A 17194-nucleotide genomic window follows, 5' to 3' on the forward strand; every position below is an offset into this window, starting at 1 on the left:
ATGAACGCACCGACCCGGGTCAAGTCTTTCGACCCCCGCATGTTGCGAGGCACCGGCCACGTCACGCTGGCCCATGTCGCAGAGGGTTTCGACGCCGTCACGGTCGCCGACGCCGCGCGCGCCCTGGCCACGGGCGACAGCCCGCTCCCGCTCGTCTTCGTCGCCCGCGATGCGCAGCGTCTCGCCGCGTTTCGGCAGACGCTTCAGTTCTTCGCGCCGGGCCATCGCTTCCTGTCGCTGCCTGCCTGGGACTGCCTGCCCTACGACCGCGTCTCGCCGGCGCCGGAGATCCTGTCGGAGCGGCTGGCGACGCTGGCGAACCTCGCGACCGCCGACTTCCAGACGCCGACGATCGTCGGCACCACGGTCAACGCGCTCATCCAGCGGGTGCCGACCCGCGACTGGATCGGCCACCAGTCGCTCGTCGTGCGGCCCGGCAACATGCTCGACATGACGTCGCTCGCCGAATGGCTCGGCCGCAACGGCTTCGAGCGCAGCGGCACGGTTCGCGAGAGGGGCGAGTTTGCGGTGCGCGGCGGCATCGTCGACCTCTTCGCGCCGGGCCACGAGGCGCCGCTGCGGCTCGACTTCTTCGGCGACACGCTCGAATCGATCCGTCCCTTCGATCCCGAGACGCAGCGCTCCACGGGCCAGCTCAGGGAGCTGTCGCTCGTGCCGATGAGCGAGCTCACGCTCGACGAGGAGTCCGTCAAGCGCTTCCGCCAGAACTTCGTCGCCCGCTTCGGCGTCGCCCGCAGCGACGACGCGCTCTACACTGCCGTCAGCGAGCGGCGGCGCCACCAGGGCATGGAGCACTGGCTGCCCTTCTTCCACGAGAGGATGGCGACCGTCTTCGACTACCTGCCGGGCGCCCCCGTCATGCTCGACGCGCTGCTCGAGGAGGCGCGGGCCGAGCGCATGTCGCAGATCCGCGACTACCACCAGGCGCGCGTCCAGGCGCAGGAGAACACGAAGGGCGAGGCGCCCTACAAGCCGCTCGATCCGCACGAGCTCTATCTGTCGGACGACGACTGGAAGGCGTGCCTCTCCGAGCGGGCGCACGTCTCTCTCACCCCGTTCGACGTGCCGGAGACGGAAGCGACCGGCCCGGTCTTCGACATGGGCTCCAAGGAGGCGCGAAGCTTCGCTGCGGAGCGCACCGCCGCCGACGCGAGCCTGTTCCAGGCGGTCATCGACCACGACCGGGCCCTCAACAGGTCGGGGAAGCGGGTGATCGTCGCCTGCTGGAGCGAGGGCTCGCGCGACCGCATGGGCGACATGCTGCGCGACCACGGCCTGACGGCGATCGAGAACGTCGACAGCTGGGACGCGGCCCAGGCGCTCGGCAAGGGCATGACGGGCCTCGCGATCTTCGGCATCGAGCGAGGCTTCGAGGCCCCGAGCCTCGCCGTCATCGGCGAGCAGGACGTCCTCGGCGAGCGCTACCTCCGCGCCAAACGCAAGAGCCGGAAGGGCGCCGACTTCCTGACGGAGGTCACGAGCCTCTCGCCCGACGACTATGTCGTCCATGTCGACCACGGCATCGGGCGCTTCGTCGGCCTCAAGACGATCGAGGTCACGGGCGCGCCGCACGACTGCCTCGAGATCCACTATCACGGCGGCGACAAGTTGTTCCTGCCCGTCGAGAACATCGAGCTCCTCTCGCGCTACGGCTCCGAGGACACCGTCGTGCAGCTCGACCGGCTGGGCGGCGGTGGCTGGCAGGCCCGCAAGGCCAAGATGAAGGAGCGCATTCGCGAGATGGCGAATGCGCTGATCAAGGTGGCTGCCGCCCGCGCCATGCGGGACGCGCCGAGGCTCGATCCGCCGGAAGGCGCCTATGACGAGTTTTGCGCCCGTTTCCCCTACGAGGAGACGGACGACCAGCTGAACGCGATCGACGCCGTGCTCGAGGATTTCCACGCGGGCAAGCCGATGGACAGGCTGATCTGCGGCGACGTCGGCTTCGGCAAGACGGAGGTCGCGCTCCGCGCGGCGTTCGTCGCCGCCATGTCCGGCCGGCAGGTCGCGGTCGTGGTGCCGACGACGCTGCTCGCCCGCCAGCACTACAAGACCTTCTCCGAACGCTTCCGCGGCTTCCCGATCAACGTTGCGCAGGTTTCGCGGATGGTGAGCCAGAAGGAGGCGGCCGCGGCGAAGAGGGGGATCGAATCGGGCGAGGTCGACATCCTCGTCGGGACGCACGCCCTCCTGTCGAAGTCGATCAAGTTCCGCGATCTCGCCCTCCTGATCGTCGACGAGGAGCAGCATTTCGGCGTTGCCCACAAGGAGCGCCTGAAGGAGTTGCGGGCCGACGTGCACGTGCTGACGCTCACGGCGACGCCGATCCCGCGGACCCTCCAGCTCTCGCTGACGGGGATCCGCGAGCTCTCGATCATCGCCACGCCGCCGGTCGACCGGCTTGCGGTGCGCACCTTCGTCACGCCCTTCGACGGCGTCGTCCTGCGGGAGGCGCTGCTGCGCGAGCACTACCGGGGCGGCCAGACATACTTCGTGGCCCCGCGCCTGAGCGACCTGCCGGACATCGAGGAGTTCCTGAAGGAGCAGGTCCCGGAGGTGAAATACGCCATCGCCCATGGACAGCTGTCCTCGAGCCGCCTCGAGGAGGTGATGACCGCCTTCTACGACGGCCAGTTCGACGTGCTCGTCTCGACGGCGATCGTCGAATCGGGGCTCGACGTCCCCACGGCGAACACGCTGATCGTGCACCGTGCCGACATGTTCGGCCTCGCCCAGCTCTACCAGATGCGCGGCCGCGTCGGCCGGTCGAAGGCGCGGGCCTACGCCTACTTCGCGGTGCCGGGCGGCAAGAAGCTGACGAAGGGAGCGGAGAAGCGGCTCAAGGTGCTTCAGTCGCTCGACACGCTCGGCGCGGGCTTCATGCTGGCGAGCCACGACCTCGACATCAGGGGCGCCGGCAACCTGCTCGGCGAGGAGCAGTCGGGGCACATCAAGGAAGTCGGCTACGAGCTCTACCAGTCCATGCTGGAGGAGGCGGTCGCGTCCCTGCGCGAGGGTGGCGGGCCCGTGGAGGAAGACGGGCAGTGGTCGCCGCAGATCGAGCTCGGCACGCCGGTGCTCATCCCGGAGCACTATGTCACCGACCTCGAGGTGCGCCTCGGCCTCTACCGCCGGCTGTCGCAGATCGAGGACGCCTCGGAGGTCGATGCCTTCGGGTCCGAGATGGCCGACCGCTTCGGGAGGCCGCCGAGCGAGGTCGAGCACCTGCTCGACATCGTGCGCATCAAGATCCTGTGCCGCGAGGCCGGCGTCGAGCGCGTCGAGGCTGGGCCGAAGGGCATGCTGTTTGCCCTGCGCAACAACCGCTTCGCCAACCCCAACGGCCTCGTGGACTTCGTGTCCAAGGAGGGCAGGCTCGCGAAGGTGCGGCCCGACCACAAGATCGTCCTTCAGCGCAGCTGGGAGTCGCCGGAGGAGAGACTGAGGGGCGCGATGCAGGTCATGCGCACGCTGGCGGGCCTGGCGCAGAAGGCAGCCGCCTGAGACTGCTGCCTTCGTTGCGGAGGTCGAGCCGGCATCCGCCGAGCGGGCGGCCGCTCCCTATTCCGCTGGCGCCTCGACGCGCGCGCGATCGATCGCTTCCGCGAGCGTTTCGGGCGACTGCGCGCCTACGACGCCGAACCGGTCGGCGAGGATGAAGCAGGGCACTCCGGTCACGCCGAGCTGCTGGGCGAGCGCGATCTCCTTCTCGACGAGGTCGCGATCCGCATCGCCCGCGAGCAACTCCGCGATCAGGTCGCCGTCGATCCCGTTCGTTTCCGCGATCGCCGTCAGAACCTGCGGGTCCTCGATGTCCCCGCCTTCGGAGAAGTAGTGGCGGAAGAGGTCCTCAACGACGTCAGACTGGCGGCCGGTTGAGGCCGCCCAGCGGATCAGGCGGTGCGAGTCGATCGTGTTCGGCGTCCGCGCGATCCGGCCGAAGTCGACCTCGAGCCCTTCCGCATCGGCCGCGGCCTCGATCCGGCCGTAGATCTCCCGGGCCCGCTCCGGGCCGCCGAACTTGTTTTCGAGGTACTGCTGCCGATCGACGCCGCCGCGTGGAATGGTCGGGTCGAGCTGGAACGGTCGCCACCTCACCTCTGCCTCCACGTCCGGGCGCATGGCGAGCGCCTGCTCGAGCCGCCTCTTGCCGATGTAGCACCAGGGGCAGATCGTGTCGGACACGACGTCGATCGTCAGCCTGCCGCCGGCCCCGGTCGCTGTTTCCGTCATGGCTTCGTGTCCTCCTCTGCCGTTCGGTCCCACCACGTCTCGAGGGCGTAGCCGTAGAGGGGCGGCGTCTCGGGATGCGCGAACCGTTCTTGGTAGGCGACCCAATGGCTCGGTCGGTGAAACAGTGGCACGACATAGTGGCCGGAGACGAGCAGCCGGTCGAGGGCACGCACGGCCGTGACGAAGTCGTCCCTGTCGTGGGCTGCGAGCAGTGCGTCGATCGTCGCGTCGATGCCGGGGCTCGTGACGCCCATGTAGTTGCGCGTCCCCGGCTGGTCGGCGGCCGCGCTGCCCCAATAGAAGCGCTGTTCGTTGCCGGGGGAGAGCGAGCTGAACCAGAAGTGGTGGGTGACGTCGAAGTCGTAGCTCTGCTTGCGGCGCTGATACTGAGCCGAGTCCACGGAGCGAACCCGCGCCTCGATGCCGGCCCGGTCGAGCGCGCGTGAGAATGCCAGCGCGAGGCGTTCGTGCTCGCGGGTGGCGACGAGGATCTCGAACGACATGCGCTCCCCCGTCTCCGCATTGACCAGGCGCCCGTCGCGAAGCTCGAAGCCGCCCGCCTTTAGCAGACGTAGCGCCTCCCGAAGGGCTCGCCGATCGTCTGCGCCGCGCCGCTGGCCGCCAAGGTCACCTTCCAGGACACGCTGGGGAACCTCGTCGATCCACGGTGCGAGCAGTTCGCGTTCGTGGTCGGTCGCCGGACGCCCCTCGGCCGAAAGCTCGGATCCGTCGAAGAAGCTGTCGGTGCGCTCGTACAGGTCCCGGTAGTAGGCGCGGTTCACCCAAGCGCCGGGGAAGAGGAGGGAGAGCCCCTCCCGCACCCGAATGTCGCCGAAGGGCGCCCGGCGTGTGTTGAAGACGAAGGCCGACATGCCGCGGGGGGCTCCGTTGGGCAGTGCCTCCTTGACGATCTCGCCGCGCCTGGCCGCCGGAAAGTCGTAGGAGAGAGCCCAGCGCGACGGGTCCTCCTCTTCGCGGAAATCGATGATTCCCTTGCGAAAGGCTTCCAGAGCGGTTTCCTGGTCGCGGAAGTACTCGTAGCGGATCGTGTCGAAGTTGTACTGGCCGCTGGTCGCCGGAAGGTCGTTGCCCCACCAGTCCTTCTGCCGGGTCAGGGTGATGGAGCGGCCCCGGGCGACGTTCGAGACGACGTAGGGTCCCGTCCCGACGGGGGGCGACAGGCCGAGCTTGTCGAAGGTCTCCACGTTGTAGACGTGCGACGGCAGGACCGGCATGAGGCCCATGATCAGTGGCATCTCGCGCTCTGCCTCGGGAGAGAACGAGAAGCGGACGCTCCGCTCGCCGGTCGCCCGTGCGGAGTCGACTAGCGCATAGTAGCTGCGATGATTCGGTCGGCCCCGGTCGCGGAGCAGGCGCCATGAGGCGATCACGTCGTCGACGGTCACCGGCTCGCCGTCCGAGAACCTGGCGCGCGCATCGATGGTGAACTCGATCCATGACCGGTCTTCCGGCATCGTGACGCTCTCCGCGATCAGCGGATAGAGCGCGAACGGCTCTCCGAGGCTGCGGGCGAGGAGCGGCTGGAAGACGTAGCCGCTGAGGTTGCGAGCTTCCTGCCCCGTCACGGTGAAGGGGTTGAGCGTGTCGAAGGACCCCACGACGGATATGCCAATCCACCCGCCCTTCGGTGCGTCCGGATTGGCATATCCGAAATGGGTAAAGTCGGGCGGTTCCTTCACATCTCCGTGCATGGCGATGCCGTGGCTCGGCTGCGGTTCGGCGGACGCCGAGGCGAGCTCCGGTGCTGCGGTCACCGCGGCCGCGAGCAGGCCCGGCAGGAGGAGGCGGACGGCGCGGTGGTGTGTTCTGCGAATCATCGGGCCAGTCTTGCTGCGCCGGCTGGAAAAACTATGGCACAAGCGTTATTCCGGGCACCCGTAGGCGCAATCATCCTGTTGCCGCATTCGGCATGGAGGTAACGCGCGACAGTTAACGCGATTTGCCGCCGCCTCGATAGGGCGGTCCCCTCTCGCAAACTTCGAGGACGTACATGGTATTCGACATCGCCAAGATTCGCCTTCGGGCGCTCGTCTCGACGGGGCTGACGGCGGCTGCCCTCATGGCGGCGGCGAGCTTCGGCCCGGCACATGCGCAGAACCAGCAGCCGGCAGCAGGCGCCGAGAACCTCGGCAACTGGATCAAGATCTGCACGAAGGATCCCCAGGCCGACAACAAGAATGTCTGCCTGGTGACCCAGGAGGTCCGTACGGACGCTGGCGAGTTCCTGGCCTCCGTCTCCGTCCGCGAGGTCGAGGGCGAGGACGGCAAGACGCTCATGGTGGCGGTGCCGCCCGGCACGCTCCTGCAGCCCGGCATCCGCGTGCAGGTCGACGAGGGCGAGCAGCAGGCCGGGAAGTACGTGATCTGCCTGCCGAATGCCTGTTACGCCGAGTTGGAGATCGCGCAGGCCTTCGTGAACAAGATGAAGGCCGGCAAGAACCTCGTCGTCTCGGTGATCAACAACCAGGGCAAGGCGGTCGGCGTCGGCCTTACCCTCGTGGGCTTCACCAAGGGTTATGACGGCGCGCCCGTCGACACCGAGGTGCTCGCGCAGCAGCGCCAGAAGCTGCAGGAAGAGCTTCAGAAGCGGGCGGAAGAGGCCCGCAAGCGCCTCGCCGATCAGAACGGCCAGCAGCAGCAGGGCGACAACGCGGGGCAGAGCCAGTAGGCGCTCGCGAGCGCCTTTGCCGGACGGGGCGCGGCAGCCTCCGCGCCCCTTCCAGGCGTCATATCGTCCGGACGCGCTGTCAGTTCAGCGAGGTCGCGGAGCTTCTGTACTGGCCGTTCTCGTGCGAGTCGAAGGTCTCCGCGACCTGCGGGTGGCGCACAGGCTCCCCGGTCTCGTCGGGCAGGAGATTCTGCTCCGAGACGTAAGCGATGTACTCTGTCTCCGCGTTTTCGGCGAACAGATGGTAGTAGGGCTGATCCTTGTCGGGGCGAATATCCTCCGGGATCGAGAGCCACCATTCCTCCGTGTTGGAGAAGATGGGATCCACGTCGAAAATGACGCCGCGGAAGGGGTAGACGCGGTGTCTGACGACCTGGCCGATCGTGTATTTTGCGGTTCGTGCCTGCATTCTTCGATAGCGTCGCTTTCGGACGCGTCCTGACGTTCCGTTCGTTGAAATGATTGTGTCATGTTGCAGCGTGTCAAGCCATGCGGGATTTCTTCGACAGGATCTTCCGCATAGGCTGCACCGCAACGCTGGTGGGTGATGGCGAAGCCGCGGCCCGCCGTCCGACATTCCTCCAGCCTCGTCCAAACCCCTTCAGCCGGAGCCCCTCTTGCAGCAGGTCATAGCGCTTGCGGCGCCGTTCTTCGGCCTGATCCTGCTCGGCTTCGTCGCCGGGAAGCTCGTCCGGCACCCGCCGGAAGGGCTCGCCTGGCTCAACACCTTCATCGTCTACCTCGCGCTTCCCGCGCTGTTCTTCCAGCTGATCGCCCAGACGCCGTTCGAGCAGCTGAAGCAGTGGTCCTTCGTGATCACCACGACCACCACGACGAGCATCATGTTCGTGGTCTCGGCCCTCGTGGGCTATGCGTTCACGCGCAGTGGCCGGGCTGCGGCGATACAGGGTGCGGCTGGCGCTTACGCGAACGTGGGCTATATGGGGCCGGGCCTGACGCTGGCGACACTCGGGCCCGCGGCGACCGTGCCGACGGCGCTGATCTTCAGCTTCGACAGCGCGCTGATGTTCACGCTGGTGCCGCTCATGATGTCCCTGGCCTCCGGGAAGCCGATGTCCGAGTGGGCGCTGGCGCTGCAGATCGCGGGGCGGATCCTCCTGCACCCCTTCATCCTGGCGACGCTCGCCGGCGTGTTGGCCGCCTATCTCCAGTGGCGCCCTCCGGAGGCGATCGACACGATGCTGACCTATCTGCGCAACGCCGCGGCGCCCTGCGCGCTCTTCGCGATGGGCGTCAGCGTCGCGCTGCGCCCGATTCGACGAATTCCCGGCGAACTGCCGCTCCTGGTGCTCTTCAAGCTCGTCGTGCACCCGGTTCTCGCGCTCGTCCTCCTCAGTTTGGTGGGGAGCTTCGATCCGGTCTGGGTGAAGACCGCCATCATGATGGCGGCGCTCCCCCCGCCTCAACGTCTTCGTGCTTGCGCAGCAATACGATGTCTACGTGGAGCGGGCATCCAGCACGGTGCTCGTGGCGACCGCGCTTTCCGTGCTCACGCTGACGACCGTCATGTATCTCGCTGCGACGGATCGTCTCCCCGTCGATCTGTTTCCCTGACCTGCCCCCAAAGGGCTACGGCCGCCTCTCTCCCCCCAGCGGTCGCCTGCGGTCGTCGCGGTCGCGCATCATCGTCGGCAGCGAAAGGTGCGGCTTGATGCCTTCACGCATCACCGCGCGGCGCAGCGGGCCGAGGCCTCTGAGGGCAGCGAGGCCCATCGCGCGCGCCGCCTGCACGGGAACGAGGCCGGCGATCAGGGACCGGTTGAGGACTTCGACACCGCCGACGCGCACCCAGACATCCGCCCGCCTGTCCCGGTCGTAGTGCGACAGGACGGAGCTGGAACCCGGATCTTCGCGGCCACAGCGGGCGATCGAATCGAGTAGCGAAGCCACGTCCCGGAGGCCGAGATTGAGGCCCTGTGCCCCAATCGGAGGCATGACATGGGCCGCCTCGCCCACCAGCGCGATGCGATTGCCGGCGAAGCTGCGGGCGACCGCCCCTCCGAGCGGGAACATGCCGCGTGGGCCGTCGACGCGCATGCGGCCGAGTATGCGGTGCGCGACCCTCTCGGCCTCACGCGCGAAGGCCTCGTCGTCCAGCGCATTGATGGCCTCGGCGCGGTCCTTCGTCTCGACCCAGACGAGGCTTGATCGGCGGCCGGGCAGGGGCACGAGCGTAAAGGGCCCCGGGGGACGGTGAAACTCGGTCGACGTGAAGCCGTGATCGCGCTCGTGCTCGAGGTTCGCCGCGATCGCTGCCTGGTCCAGTGGCCATTCACGCGTCGTGATGCGAGCAGCGGCGCGACAGCGGGAGCGCTGCCCGTCAGCGCCGATGACGAGGCGGCCCTTCACGCGCATGCCGTCGTCGGCGACGACGGCGATCCCGTCGTCGCGCAGCGATAGCGACGCGACGGACGTGTTGTGCCTGGTGATCCGCGGGTGGACCTCGAAGAGGTCGCGCAGACGGTGCGTCAGGGCGGCGTTCGGGATGTTCCACCCGAAGGCCTCCTCGCCGATCTCGCTTGCCTTGAACTCCACGGTCTCCGCGCGCAGCAGCCTGCCCGTATCATCGACGATTCGCATCGTGCAAAGAGGCGCGGCGGCGCTGGAGCAGTGCGGCCACACATCCAGACGTTCCAGGAACGAGAGCGTCGAGACCATCAGCGCCGAGGTCCGCCTGTCTTCGAAGGCCGGCTCAGGCGCCATGAAATGCACCCGCCAACCCGTCTGCGCGGCAGCCAATGCCGCGGTCAGACCGGCGGGTCCGCCGCCGACCACGATGATGTCGGTGTCGAACGGGGTATCGTGGATTTCATCGTCCATGAGTCCTCCAGTCCGCCGAAGTCTACCATCTGTGCGTGCGGAGCGCGCGGCTCGCGAAACGCTTGTCGAGGAAGCGACTTGATGATCAAAGGTGGCGCTTCGATGACGCTTGTCTAGCCGCGGATGCGTACCGTCCGATCCGCGCGGACAGGGTCGTCGAGGCACGGCGGCGCAGCGTGATGCGACGGCCAGGCGATGAGGCGCGTGCGGCAGGAGCGGGCGAGCGATGAGCGAAGTCAACATCAAGACGCAGCGGAGCGCGGGTCTCGCCGTTCATGCTTTGACGGCCTCCGGCGTCTTCTGGGCCCTGCTGGCGCTCCTTGCGGCCGGGCAGGGAGACTTCGCGAGCATGTTCGCCTGGCTCGGTGTCGCGCTCGTCGTCGATGGCATCGACGGGCCGTTGGCGCGGCGGTTCGACGTCGGCGTACATCTACCCAACTGGGACGGCGTGGTCCTCGATCTCGTCGTGGATTACCTCACTTACGTCTTCATTCCGGCCTACGCGGCCTTCGTCGCCGGGCTTTTCCCGTACGGATTCGGCCTTCTGGGCGCGGGCATCATGTGCCTCTCCTCCGCGTTCTTCTTCGGCTACCGCAACCAGAAGACCGCCGACAACTACTTCCTCGGCTTCCCAACCATCTGGAACGTCGTGGTTTTCTACGCCTTCGTGTTCCAGTGGTCGCCCTGGGTCACGCTCGCCCTGACGGTGATCTTCGCCGTCCTTACCTTCACGAAGGTGACGTTCCTTCATCCCGTGCGGGTCGTCTTCCTGCGCCCGCTGACGCTCGCCGGCTGCGCGGCGTGGCTCGCGGCCGCCTGCGTCGCCGTCTGGCAGGACCTCGAGCCGGACGCCTGGGTGCTGTGGGTGCTCGGCGCCGTCGGCCTCTACATGCTCGGCATCAGTGCCCTGCGCACCGTGCGCGGCCGCTGACGGGCCACTTCCGCCGCGCCGACATCTGCCTGTAGGCTGTCGGCTAAGCGAAGGCGCCTGACAGGGAGGAAACGCCATGAGCGAGATCCGGGCGGCGCGGCGAGCGGACGAGAGCGCGGCGACCTCCTTCGAGGTCGACGAGTTGAAGGCCATCGAGCGGAAGCTCCTGTGGCTCTCCTCGTGGACGATCCATCACGCCAACCATCTCCGACCGAACGAGGACGGGCTGAAGGTCGGGGGGCACCAGGCCTCGTCCGCCTCCCTCGCCACCGTCATGACGGCGCTCTACTTCCGGATCCTGCGGCCCGAGGACCGGGTCGCGGTGAAGCCGCACGCGAGCCCCGTCTTCCACGCGATCCAATACCTCCTCGGCAACCAGACGGCCGAGAAGCTGAAGAGCTTCCGCGGCTACGGTGGCGCCCAGTCCTACCCCTCGCGGACGAAGGACGTCGACGACGTCGACTTCTCGACCGGATCCGTCGGCCTGGGCGTCGCGGTCACCGCCTTCGCGAGCCTCGTGCAGGACTACCTGAAGGCGCGCGACTGGATGAAGGGGCGGCCGGCGGGACGGATGGTTGCGCTCCTCGGCGACGCCGAGCTCGACGAGGGCAATATCTTCGAGTGTCTGCTCGAGGGCTGGAAGCACGACCTCAGGAACTGCTGGTGGATCATCGACTACAACCGCCAGAGCCTCGATTCGGTCGTTTCGGACGCCCTCTTCCAGAAGCACGCCGACGTCTTCCGGGCGCTCGGCTGGCACGTCGTGACCATCAAGTTCGGCAGGCGACTTCAGGAGGCCGGCCGGCAGCCGGGAGGAGAGGCCCTGCTGCGCTGGGTCGACGAGTGCCCGAACGCGCTCTATTCGGCGCTCGTCTTCCAGGGCGGCGCCTCCTGGCGCAACCAGCTAAAGGCCGACCTCGCCGGGGAGCGGGAGACGCTCGAACTCATCGAGGCCCATGACGACGAGGCGCTCGCCGAACTGATGTCGGACCTCGGCGGGCACTGCATGGAGAGCGTCGTCGAGGCGTTCGAGAGCGCTCCCAGCGACGGGCCGGTCTGCTTCATCGCCTACACCGTGAAGGGCCACGGGCTGCCGTTCAAGGGCCACAAAGACAACCATGCCGGCCTGATGACGAAGGAGCAGATGGAAACGCTGCGGCGTGCCCACGGCGTGGAGCAGGGGGCGGAATGGGAGCCTTTCGCCGGGCTGCCGGACGACCTGCCGGCGAGGATCGGGAAGATACCCTTCGCCGCGAAGGGCCGGCGGCGGCACGAAGCGCCGCAGGTCAGCGTTCCCCGCCTCCAGATGCCGCCGATCCGCGGTGCGATGTCGACACAGGAGGGTTTCGGCAAGATCCTCGATCTCGTCGCGCGCTCCGACAGCGAGCTCGCCGACCGGATCGTCACGACGTCGCCCGACGTCACCGTCTCCACGAATTTAGGCCCCTGGGTGAACAGGCGGGCGATCTTCTCCCGCACCGAGCGCGGCGACGTCTTCCAAGAGCGCAAGCTGATGTCCGCCCAGCGGTGGGACATGGGCCCCTCGGGCCAGCATATCGAGCTCGGCATCGCCGAGAACAACCTGTTCCTGACGCTGGCCGCGGCCGGCATGTCGCATTCGCTGTTCGGCGAGCGGCTGCTGCCGATCGGCACGCTCTACGACCCCTTCATCGCCCGCGGCCTCGATGCCCTGAACTACGCCTGTTACCAGGACGCCCGCTTCATCCTCGTCGGCACGCCCTCGGGCGTGACGCTGGCGCCCGAGGGCGGCGCCCACCAGTCGATCGGCACGCCGCTGATCGGCATGGCGCAGGACGGGCTCGCGGCATTCGAACCCGCCTACGTCGACGAACTCGGCGTCATCCTCGAGTGGGCCTTCGGCTACATCCAGCGCAGCGGTTCCGCCGCCAAGACCGACTGGCTGCATGAGAGGGAGGGGGGCTCGGTCTATCTCCGCCTGTCCACCCGCTCCGTCGACCAGCCGATCCGCGACTTCGACGAGGACACGCGGGAGGCGATCATCGCCGGCGGCTACTGGATGCGGAAGCCGGCGAGGGGGGCGAGGCTGGCGATCGCCTATGCCGGGGCGGTGGCCCCCGAGGCGGCCTCGGCGCTCGGGCAACTTCTCGAGCGCGAGCCGGGGGCGGGGCTCCTCGCCGTCACCTCGGCCGATCGCCTGAACGCCGGATGGACCGCGGCGCAGAAGGCCCGCCGGCGAGGAGCGCCCGCCACCGCGCATGTCGAGACGCTCCTGGAACCGCTCGCGCCCGACGCGCGCATCGTGACCGTGCTCGACGGCCATCCCGCGACGCTCGCCTGGCTCGGCGGTGTGCGGGGACACCGGGTGCAGGCGCTCGGCGTCGAGCATTTCGGCCAGACGGGGACGATCCAGGATCTCTACAGGCACTTCGACATCGACGACGAGGCGATCGGCACGGCCGCTCGCGCCCGCTGAGACGACAGCCCACAAGCGAGGAGAGACGCTGAACATGCCCTACGCAATCCGCGTGCACGAGACCGGCGGGCCCGAAGCCATGCGCTGGGAGGAGGTGGCGATGCCGACCGCCGGGCCCGGCGAGGCGGTCGTCCGGCACACCGCGGTCGGCCTGAACTTCATCGACGTCTACTTCCGGACCGGCCTCTACAAGGCGCCCGAGATGCCTTTCACACCGGGGGGCGAGGCGGCGGGCGTCGTCGAGGAGATCGGAGAGGGCGTGGAGGGCCTCAAGCCCGGCGACCGCGTCGCCTATGTCTCCCCGGTGGGGAGCTACGCGGAGTATCGCACGATCAAGGCGGACCGGCTGGTGAAGGTGCCGGACGGCATCTCCGACGAAACGGCGGCCGCGATGATGCTCAAGGGAATGACGGCGCAGTACCTCCTGCGCCGCACCTTCCGGGTCGAGGCCGGCCAGACGATCCTCTTCCACGCGGCGGCCGGCGGCGTGGGGCTCATCGCGTCGCAATGGGCGGCCAGTCTCGGCGCCACCGTCATCGGCACCGTCGGCTCGGCGGAGAAGGCCGAGCTCGCACGGGCGAACGGATGCCACCACACGATCAACTACCGCGAGGAGGACTTCGCCGCCCGCGTGAAGGAGATCACCGGAGGCGAGGGGGTCGACGTCGTCTACGATTCGGTGGGCAAGGACGCGTTTCCGGCCTCGCTCGACTGCCTGAAGCCGATGGGCATGTGGGTCCTGTTCGGCCAATCCTCGGGCCCCGTCCCCCCCGTCGACCTGGCGATCCTCGCCCAGAAGGGTGCGCTCTTCTGCACCCGTCCCACGCTCTTCGTCTACGTGGCGAAGCAGGAGGATCTGCAGGCGACCGCGGCGGATCTCTTCGACACGGTGGCGAGCGGCAAGGTGACGATCCCGATCAACCAGCGCCACCCCCTGAAGGACGTGGCGCAAGCGCATCGTGACCTCGAGGGCCGCAAGACCACCGGCACGACGATCCTCATCCCCTGACTTTCGCCAAAGATCGCCTAGATCTTGCAGCGTCCCGGACGAGGCGCGACACTGCACGTCTCGTCCGGGGGCCAAGGATCGAGGAACATCGACATGACCGACCGCCTCCGTGCTGCCCGACCGTCCAGCTTCCCGCCAGCGGCCAGTCGCTCCACATGGAGCTCCGCCCGCGTCGCCGCCGCGACGTTCGCCGTGCTGCTCGCAGGCCACGCTCCCGCGCTCGGCCAGGAAGCGACGGGCGCGGCCCCGGGCGACCAGCCGTCTCTCGATGTTGGCGCGGTCACGAAGTTCTCGGGCTTCCGGGACGGTGACGCACGCCGGCCGGATCCCGCGGGGCAGGTGATGGAGATCGTCGACCTCTACGACGAACTCCCCGCGGGCGCGGGAGACCTTCCGGGCCTGTCGGCCGCCGATGTGGGGCAGGTCTTCGCCGTCGAGGCGATGACCGGGACAGACCCCGCGATCTTCCTCGGGGCGACCTCCGTCTACGGCCTTTTCCGGAACGACGGAAACGACGGGTGGGCGGACGGCATGTGGGGACCCGACGGCGGGCCCAACACGATCTGGCGCTACGACCCGGGCGAAGGCGTGCGCAAGCTCGTCGACATATCCCTCGAGGACGGCGCGGCGAACGGCGGCGCCGGCATCGGCGACATTGCCTACGACGAGGCGCACGGGCGCCTGTTCGCGTCCGATCTCTGGAGCGGCATGATCCACGCCGTCGATCCCGAGGACGGCTCGATCATCGAGACCTACGACCACGGCGTGGACGGCCGGTCGTACTTCCTCGACGCGGCGAGCGGGGAATATCGCGGGCTCGACATCACGCCGCGCGACGAGCGGGCGGGGCCGCGCTTCGAGGACTGCCGAGGCGACACCGGACAGCCCGCGGCCTTCGCTGAAGAGCCCGCCTGCTGGGGTTTCGCGGACTTCCGCCGCCGGGTCTGGGGTCTCGCACTGGCGCCCGCGCAGGATGATGGTTCGACGCGTCTCTACTATGCCGTCTGGGGCGGGGCCGCGCTCGGCGCCAGGGACTGGAACGAAGGGGGAGAAGATTCGCGCACCTCCCTCTGGTCGATTCGGCTGGATCCTCAGGGTGGCTTCGATCTCACCGATGTCCGCCGCGAGCTCGTCCTCCCGCTGCCCGACGGTGACGAAGAAGCGCCCGGCGGCAGTCCCGTGGTCGATATCGCCTTCTCCGGCGAAAAGATGCTCCTCGCCGAACGCGGGCGAGCGGCCCCCGACCCCGAGGCCACGCCCCCACAACTGACCGACCCCCGCTCGGCGCGCGTCCTCGTGGCGGAACCGGGGCAGAACGGCGTGTGGGAAATCCAAGGGAGGCTTCCCGCGGGGGCGCCCGAGCGCGAGGCCGGCGAGCCGCCCTTCATCCACGCCAATGCGGCGGGCGGCGTCGGCGTCGCCGCGGGCGACGACGAACTCGTCTGGCTGACGGCCGACCCACTCTGCGCGCCGCGCGCGCTCTGCGAGGGGCTCGACACGGGTGACGATGTGGTCGCCGGGCTTCAGGGCACGCCATCCGACATGATCGCGCCGCTCGTGGTCTCGTCGGAGGCCGACGCGCAGGCCGAAGACGACGCGCTGGCGGCCTCCGACCTGATCCTGCTCGGCCGGGACCTCCCGGTCGGCGCGATAGGCTCCCTCGCCGTCTTCGCCGCGACGGAGCGGCTGGCGGGAACGGGCGCGCCGACGCGTCCCGTCGCCACCGCCGAGGCCGACCGGGGCACGCGCGACGAGCCGCGGCGCGTGGGGCCGGTCGGGCCCACGCCCGGCGCGCGCCCGGCGCCTGCCGAAGAGCGGGAGGCGCCTCCCGCCGAAATCGCCGAGCCAGAGCCGGAGGTCGAGGCCGAGCCGCAGGTGGCATCCCCCGAGCCGCTGGCTTCGGTCGACCTCGCGCTGGCCTCGACGGCGACCGGAACCTGCAAGCCGGGCGAGGAATGCGCCGTCGAGATCACGGTGGAGAATGGCGGGCCGGACCGGTTCGAGGGGCCGCTCGTTCTGACCCAGGCGCTCGGCGGAGGCGGGGTGAGCTTCATCGGCGGCGGCGAGGCCGGCTGGCGGTGCCGCGCCGGAGGCGGCGCGGTGCTCTGCCGCAACCCGGAGCTCGCCCTCGCCGCCGGCGGGGCGGAGACCATCCGGCTGTCGCTGCGTCTGCCGGCGGGCTTCTCGTCGCCGACCTACGAGGCCTGCACCTCCATCACCTGGCTCGCGCTCCAGGGGCGGGAACGCATCCGCACCGTGCAGGCCGAGCTCGAACAGCAGGGCTTCGATCCCGGTGGCGTCGACGGGGCCATGGGACCCAACACCGAGCGTGCGATCACGAGCGCGCGCGGCGAATTCGGGCTGCCGGCGGAGGGTGGCATCGACGACAGGTTTGTGACCGCGCTGTTCGGGCCCGGTGCCGCGAGGGCAGGTGACGAGGCTTCGGGCAACGACCGGGCCTGTGCGACGGTGCAAGTCGAGCTGCCGCCCCGACCGGCCCACGAGGAGCGTCTCTCCTCGTTCCATCGGCAGTTCGAATCGCGGCTGCACGACACCGCGACGAGCCGCCCCGCGGACGTTCACGACGTCCGCCGCTCCGGCGCCGAGAGCCAGCCACCGCGCGAGCTCTTCGGCCACGACGGGCGCACCTCGCGCGGCGCGGGCGACCGACCGGCAGATCCGCTCGCCCGGTTCCACCAGCGCTACGAGTCGCGGCTCCACGACGACCGGACATCGGATCTCCTGCCGCTGCACGATCGCCCGGTCTCGTATTTCCACGAGACATACTCGTCGGAGATGCACGACCCGGGCACGAGCCGGATGCGGGAGATGCACAGGATCGACGAATCGCGCTTCCAGGAGAGATCGCCGATCCTGCGCCACGACCGGCGGACCTCGGTCGAGTTCTACGATCAGGACGGGGCCCCGCGGTCCTTCGAGCCGGACCGCGATCCCGGGCCCGGCGGCCTCTTCCACGACGGGCGGTTCTCGCGCTTCGCGCCGCCGGGCCGTTGA

At 68.9% G+C, this 17194-nt stretch carries 11 protein-coding genes; 7 read left to right on the forward strand and 4 right to left on the reverse strand.

Annotated elements, in window-relative coordinates:
* Positions 1 to 3525: a transcription-repair coupling factor gene (gene mfd / locus N177_RS03990; RefSeq protein ID WP_023430949.1), complete on the forward strand. Its 3525-nt coding sequence runs from the start codon at positions 1 to 3 to the stop codon at positions 3523 to 3525.
* A gap of 57 nt (positions 3526 to 3582) precedes the next feature.
* Here the strand turns inward: mfd and N177_RS03995 are convergent, their stop codons facing one another.
* Positions 3583 to 4254, reverse strand: a complete 672-nt coding sequence (locus N177_RS03995; protein WP_023430950.1) for a DsbA family oxidoreductase — start codon at positions 4252 to 4254, stop codon at positions 3583 to 3585.
* A complete protein-coding gene (locus N177_RS04000) occupies positions 4251 to 6092 on the reverse strand; it encodes an extracellular solute-binding protein (protein WP_023430951.1) in 1842 nt (613 codons plus the stop codon). Before N177_RS04000 ends, N177_RS03995 begins: the two co-directional genes overlap by 4 nt.
* Positions 6093 to 6265: 173 nt before the next feature.
* Here N177_RS04000 and N177_RS04005 point away from each other — a divergent pair, with 173 nt between their 5' ends.
* Positions 6266 to 6943 carry an invasion associated locus B family protein gene (locus N177_RS04005; RefSeq protein ID WP_023430952.1) on the forward strand — a complete coding sequence of 226 codons (678 nt, stop codon included), beginning with the start codon at positions 6266 to 6268 and terminating at the stop codon, positions 6941 to 6943.
* Positions 6944 to 7022: 79 nt separating this feature from the next.
* Here the strand turns inward: N177_RS04005 and hspQ are convergent, their stop codons facing one another.
* On the reverse strand, positions 7023 to 7352 hold the full coding sequence (gene hspQ, locus N177_RS04010) for a heat shock protein HspQ (RefSeq protein WP_023430953.1): 330 nt from the start codon (positions 7350 to 7352) through the stop codon (positions 7023 to 7025).
* Positions 7353 to 7560: 208 nt separating this feature from the next.
* On the opposite strand from hspQ, the gene N177_RS04015 reads away from it, so the two are divergent.
* Positions 7561 to 8616: an AEC family transporter gene (locus N177_RS04015; RefSeq protein WP_425280789.1), complete on the forward strand. Its 1056-nt coding sequence runs from the start codon at positions 7561 to 7563 to the stop codon at positions 8614 to 8616.
* Here N177_RS04015 and N177_RS04020 read toward each other — a convergent pair.
* Positions 8534 to 9784, reverse strand: a complete 1251-nt coding sequence (locus N177_RS04020; RefSeq protein ID WP_023430956.1) for a UbiH/UbiF family hydroxylase — start codon at positions 9782 to 9784, stop codon at positions 8534 to 8536. The two genes, N177_RS04015 and N177_RS04020, sit on opposite strands and share 83 nt — an antisense overlap.
* Positions 9785 to 10010: 226 nt before the next feature.
* Here N177_RS04020 and N177_RS04025 point away from each other — a divergent pair, with 226 nt between their 5' ends.
* The 4 genes from N177_RS04025 (at position 10011) to N177_RS04040 (ending at position 17194) form a co-directional block, all read left to right on the forward strand.
* Complete coding sequence (locus tag N177_RS04025) at positions 10011 to 10715, forward strand: CDP-alcohol phosphatidyltransferase family protein (RefSeq protein WP_023430957.1); 705 nt, start codon at positions 10011 to 10013, stop codon at positions 10713 to 10715.
* Between the two features lie 76 nt (positions 10716 to 10791).
* Positions 10792 to 13170: a pyruvate dehydrogenase E1 component gene (locus N177_RS04030; protein ID WP_023430958.1), complete on the forward strand. Its 2379-nt coding sequence runs from the start codon at positions 10792 to 10794 to the stop codon at positions 13168 to 13170.
* A 34-nt stretch (positions 13171 to 13204) separates the two neighbouring features.
* A complete protein-coding gene (locus N177_RS04035; protein WP_023430959.1) occupies positions 13205 to 14179 on the forward strand; it encodes a quinone oxidoreductase family protein in 975 nt (324 codons plus the stop codon).
* A gap of 93 nt (positions 14180 to 14272) precedes the next feature.
* Positions 14273 to 17194: a peptidoglycan-binding domain-containing protein gene (locus tag N177_RS04040; RefSeq protein ID WP_023430960.1), complete on the forward strand. Its 2922-nt coding sequence runs from the start codon at positions 14273 to 14275 to the stop codon at positions 17192 to 17194.

It is taken from the genome of Lutibaculum baratangense AMV1, from assembly GCF_000496075.1.
Taxonomy (GTDB): domain Bacteria; phylum Pseudomonadota; class Alphaproteobacteria; order Rhizobiales; family Tepidamorphaceae; genus Lutibaculum; species Lutibaculum baratangense.

What these genes read in the sequence shown, in the direction of transcription:
- mfd (WP_023430949.1), top strand. Translation starts at nt 1, where the DNA reads ATGAACGCACCGACCCGGGTCAAGTCTTTCGACCCCCGCATGTTGCGA.
- N177_RS03995 (WP_023430950.1), bottom strand. Translation starts at nt 4,254, where the DNA reads ATGACGGAAACAGCGACCGGGGCCGGCGGCAGGCTGACGATCGACGTC.
- N177_RS04000 (WP_023430951.1), bottom strand. Translation starts at nt 6,092, where the DNA reads ATGATTCGCAGAACACACCACCGCGCCGTCCGCCTCCTCCTGCCGGGC.
- N177_RS04005 (WP_023430952.1), top strand. Translation starts at nt 6,266, where the DNA reads ATGGTATTCGACATCGCCAAGATTCGCCTTCGGGCGCTCGTCTCGACG.
- hspQ (WP_023430953.1), bottom strand. Translation starts at nt 7,352, where the DNA reads ATGCAGGCACGAACCGCAAAATACACGATCGGCCAGGTCGTCAGACAC.
- N177_RS04020 (WP_023430956.1), bottom strand. Translation starts at nt 9,784, where the DNA reads ATGGACGATGAAATCCACGATACCCCGTTCGACACCGACATCATCGTG.
- N177_RS04025 (WP_023430957.1), top strand. Translation starts at nt 10,011, where the DNA reads ATGAGCGAAGTCAACATCAAGACGCAGCGGAGCGCGGGTCTCGCCGTT.
- N177_RS04030 (WP_023430958.1), top strand. Translation starts at nt 10,792, where the DNA reads ATGAGCGAGATCCGGGCGGCGCGGCGAGCGGACGAGAGCGCGGCGACC.
- N177_RS04035 (WP_023430959.1), top strand. Translation starts at nt 13,205, where the DNA reads ATGCCCTACGCAATCCGCGTGCACGAGACCGGCGGGCCCGAAGCCATG.
- N177_RS04040 (WP_023430960.1), top strand. Translation starts at nt 14,273, where the DNA reads ATGACCGACCGCCTCCGTGCTGCCCGACCGTCCAGCTTCCCGCCAGCG.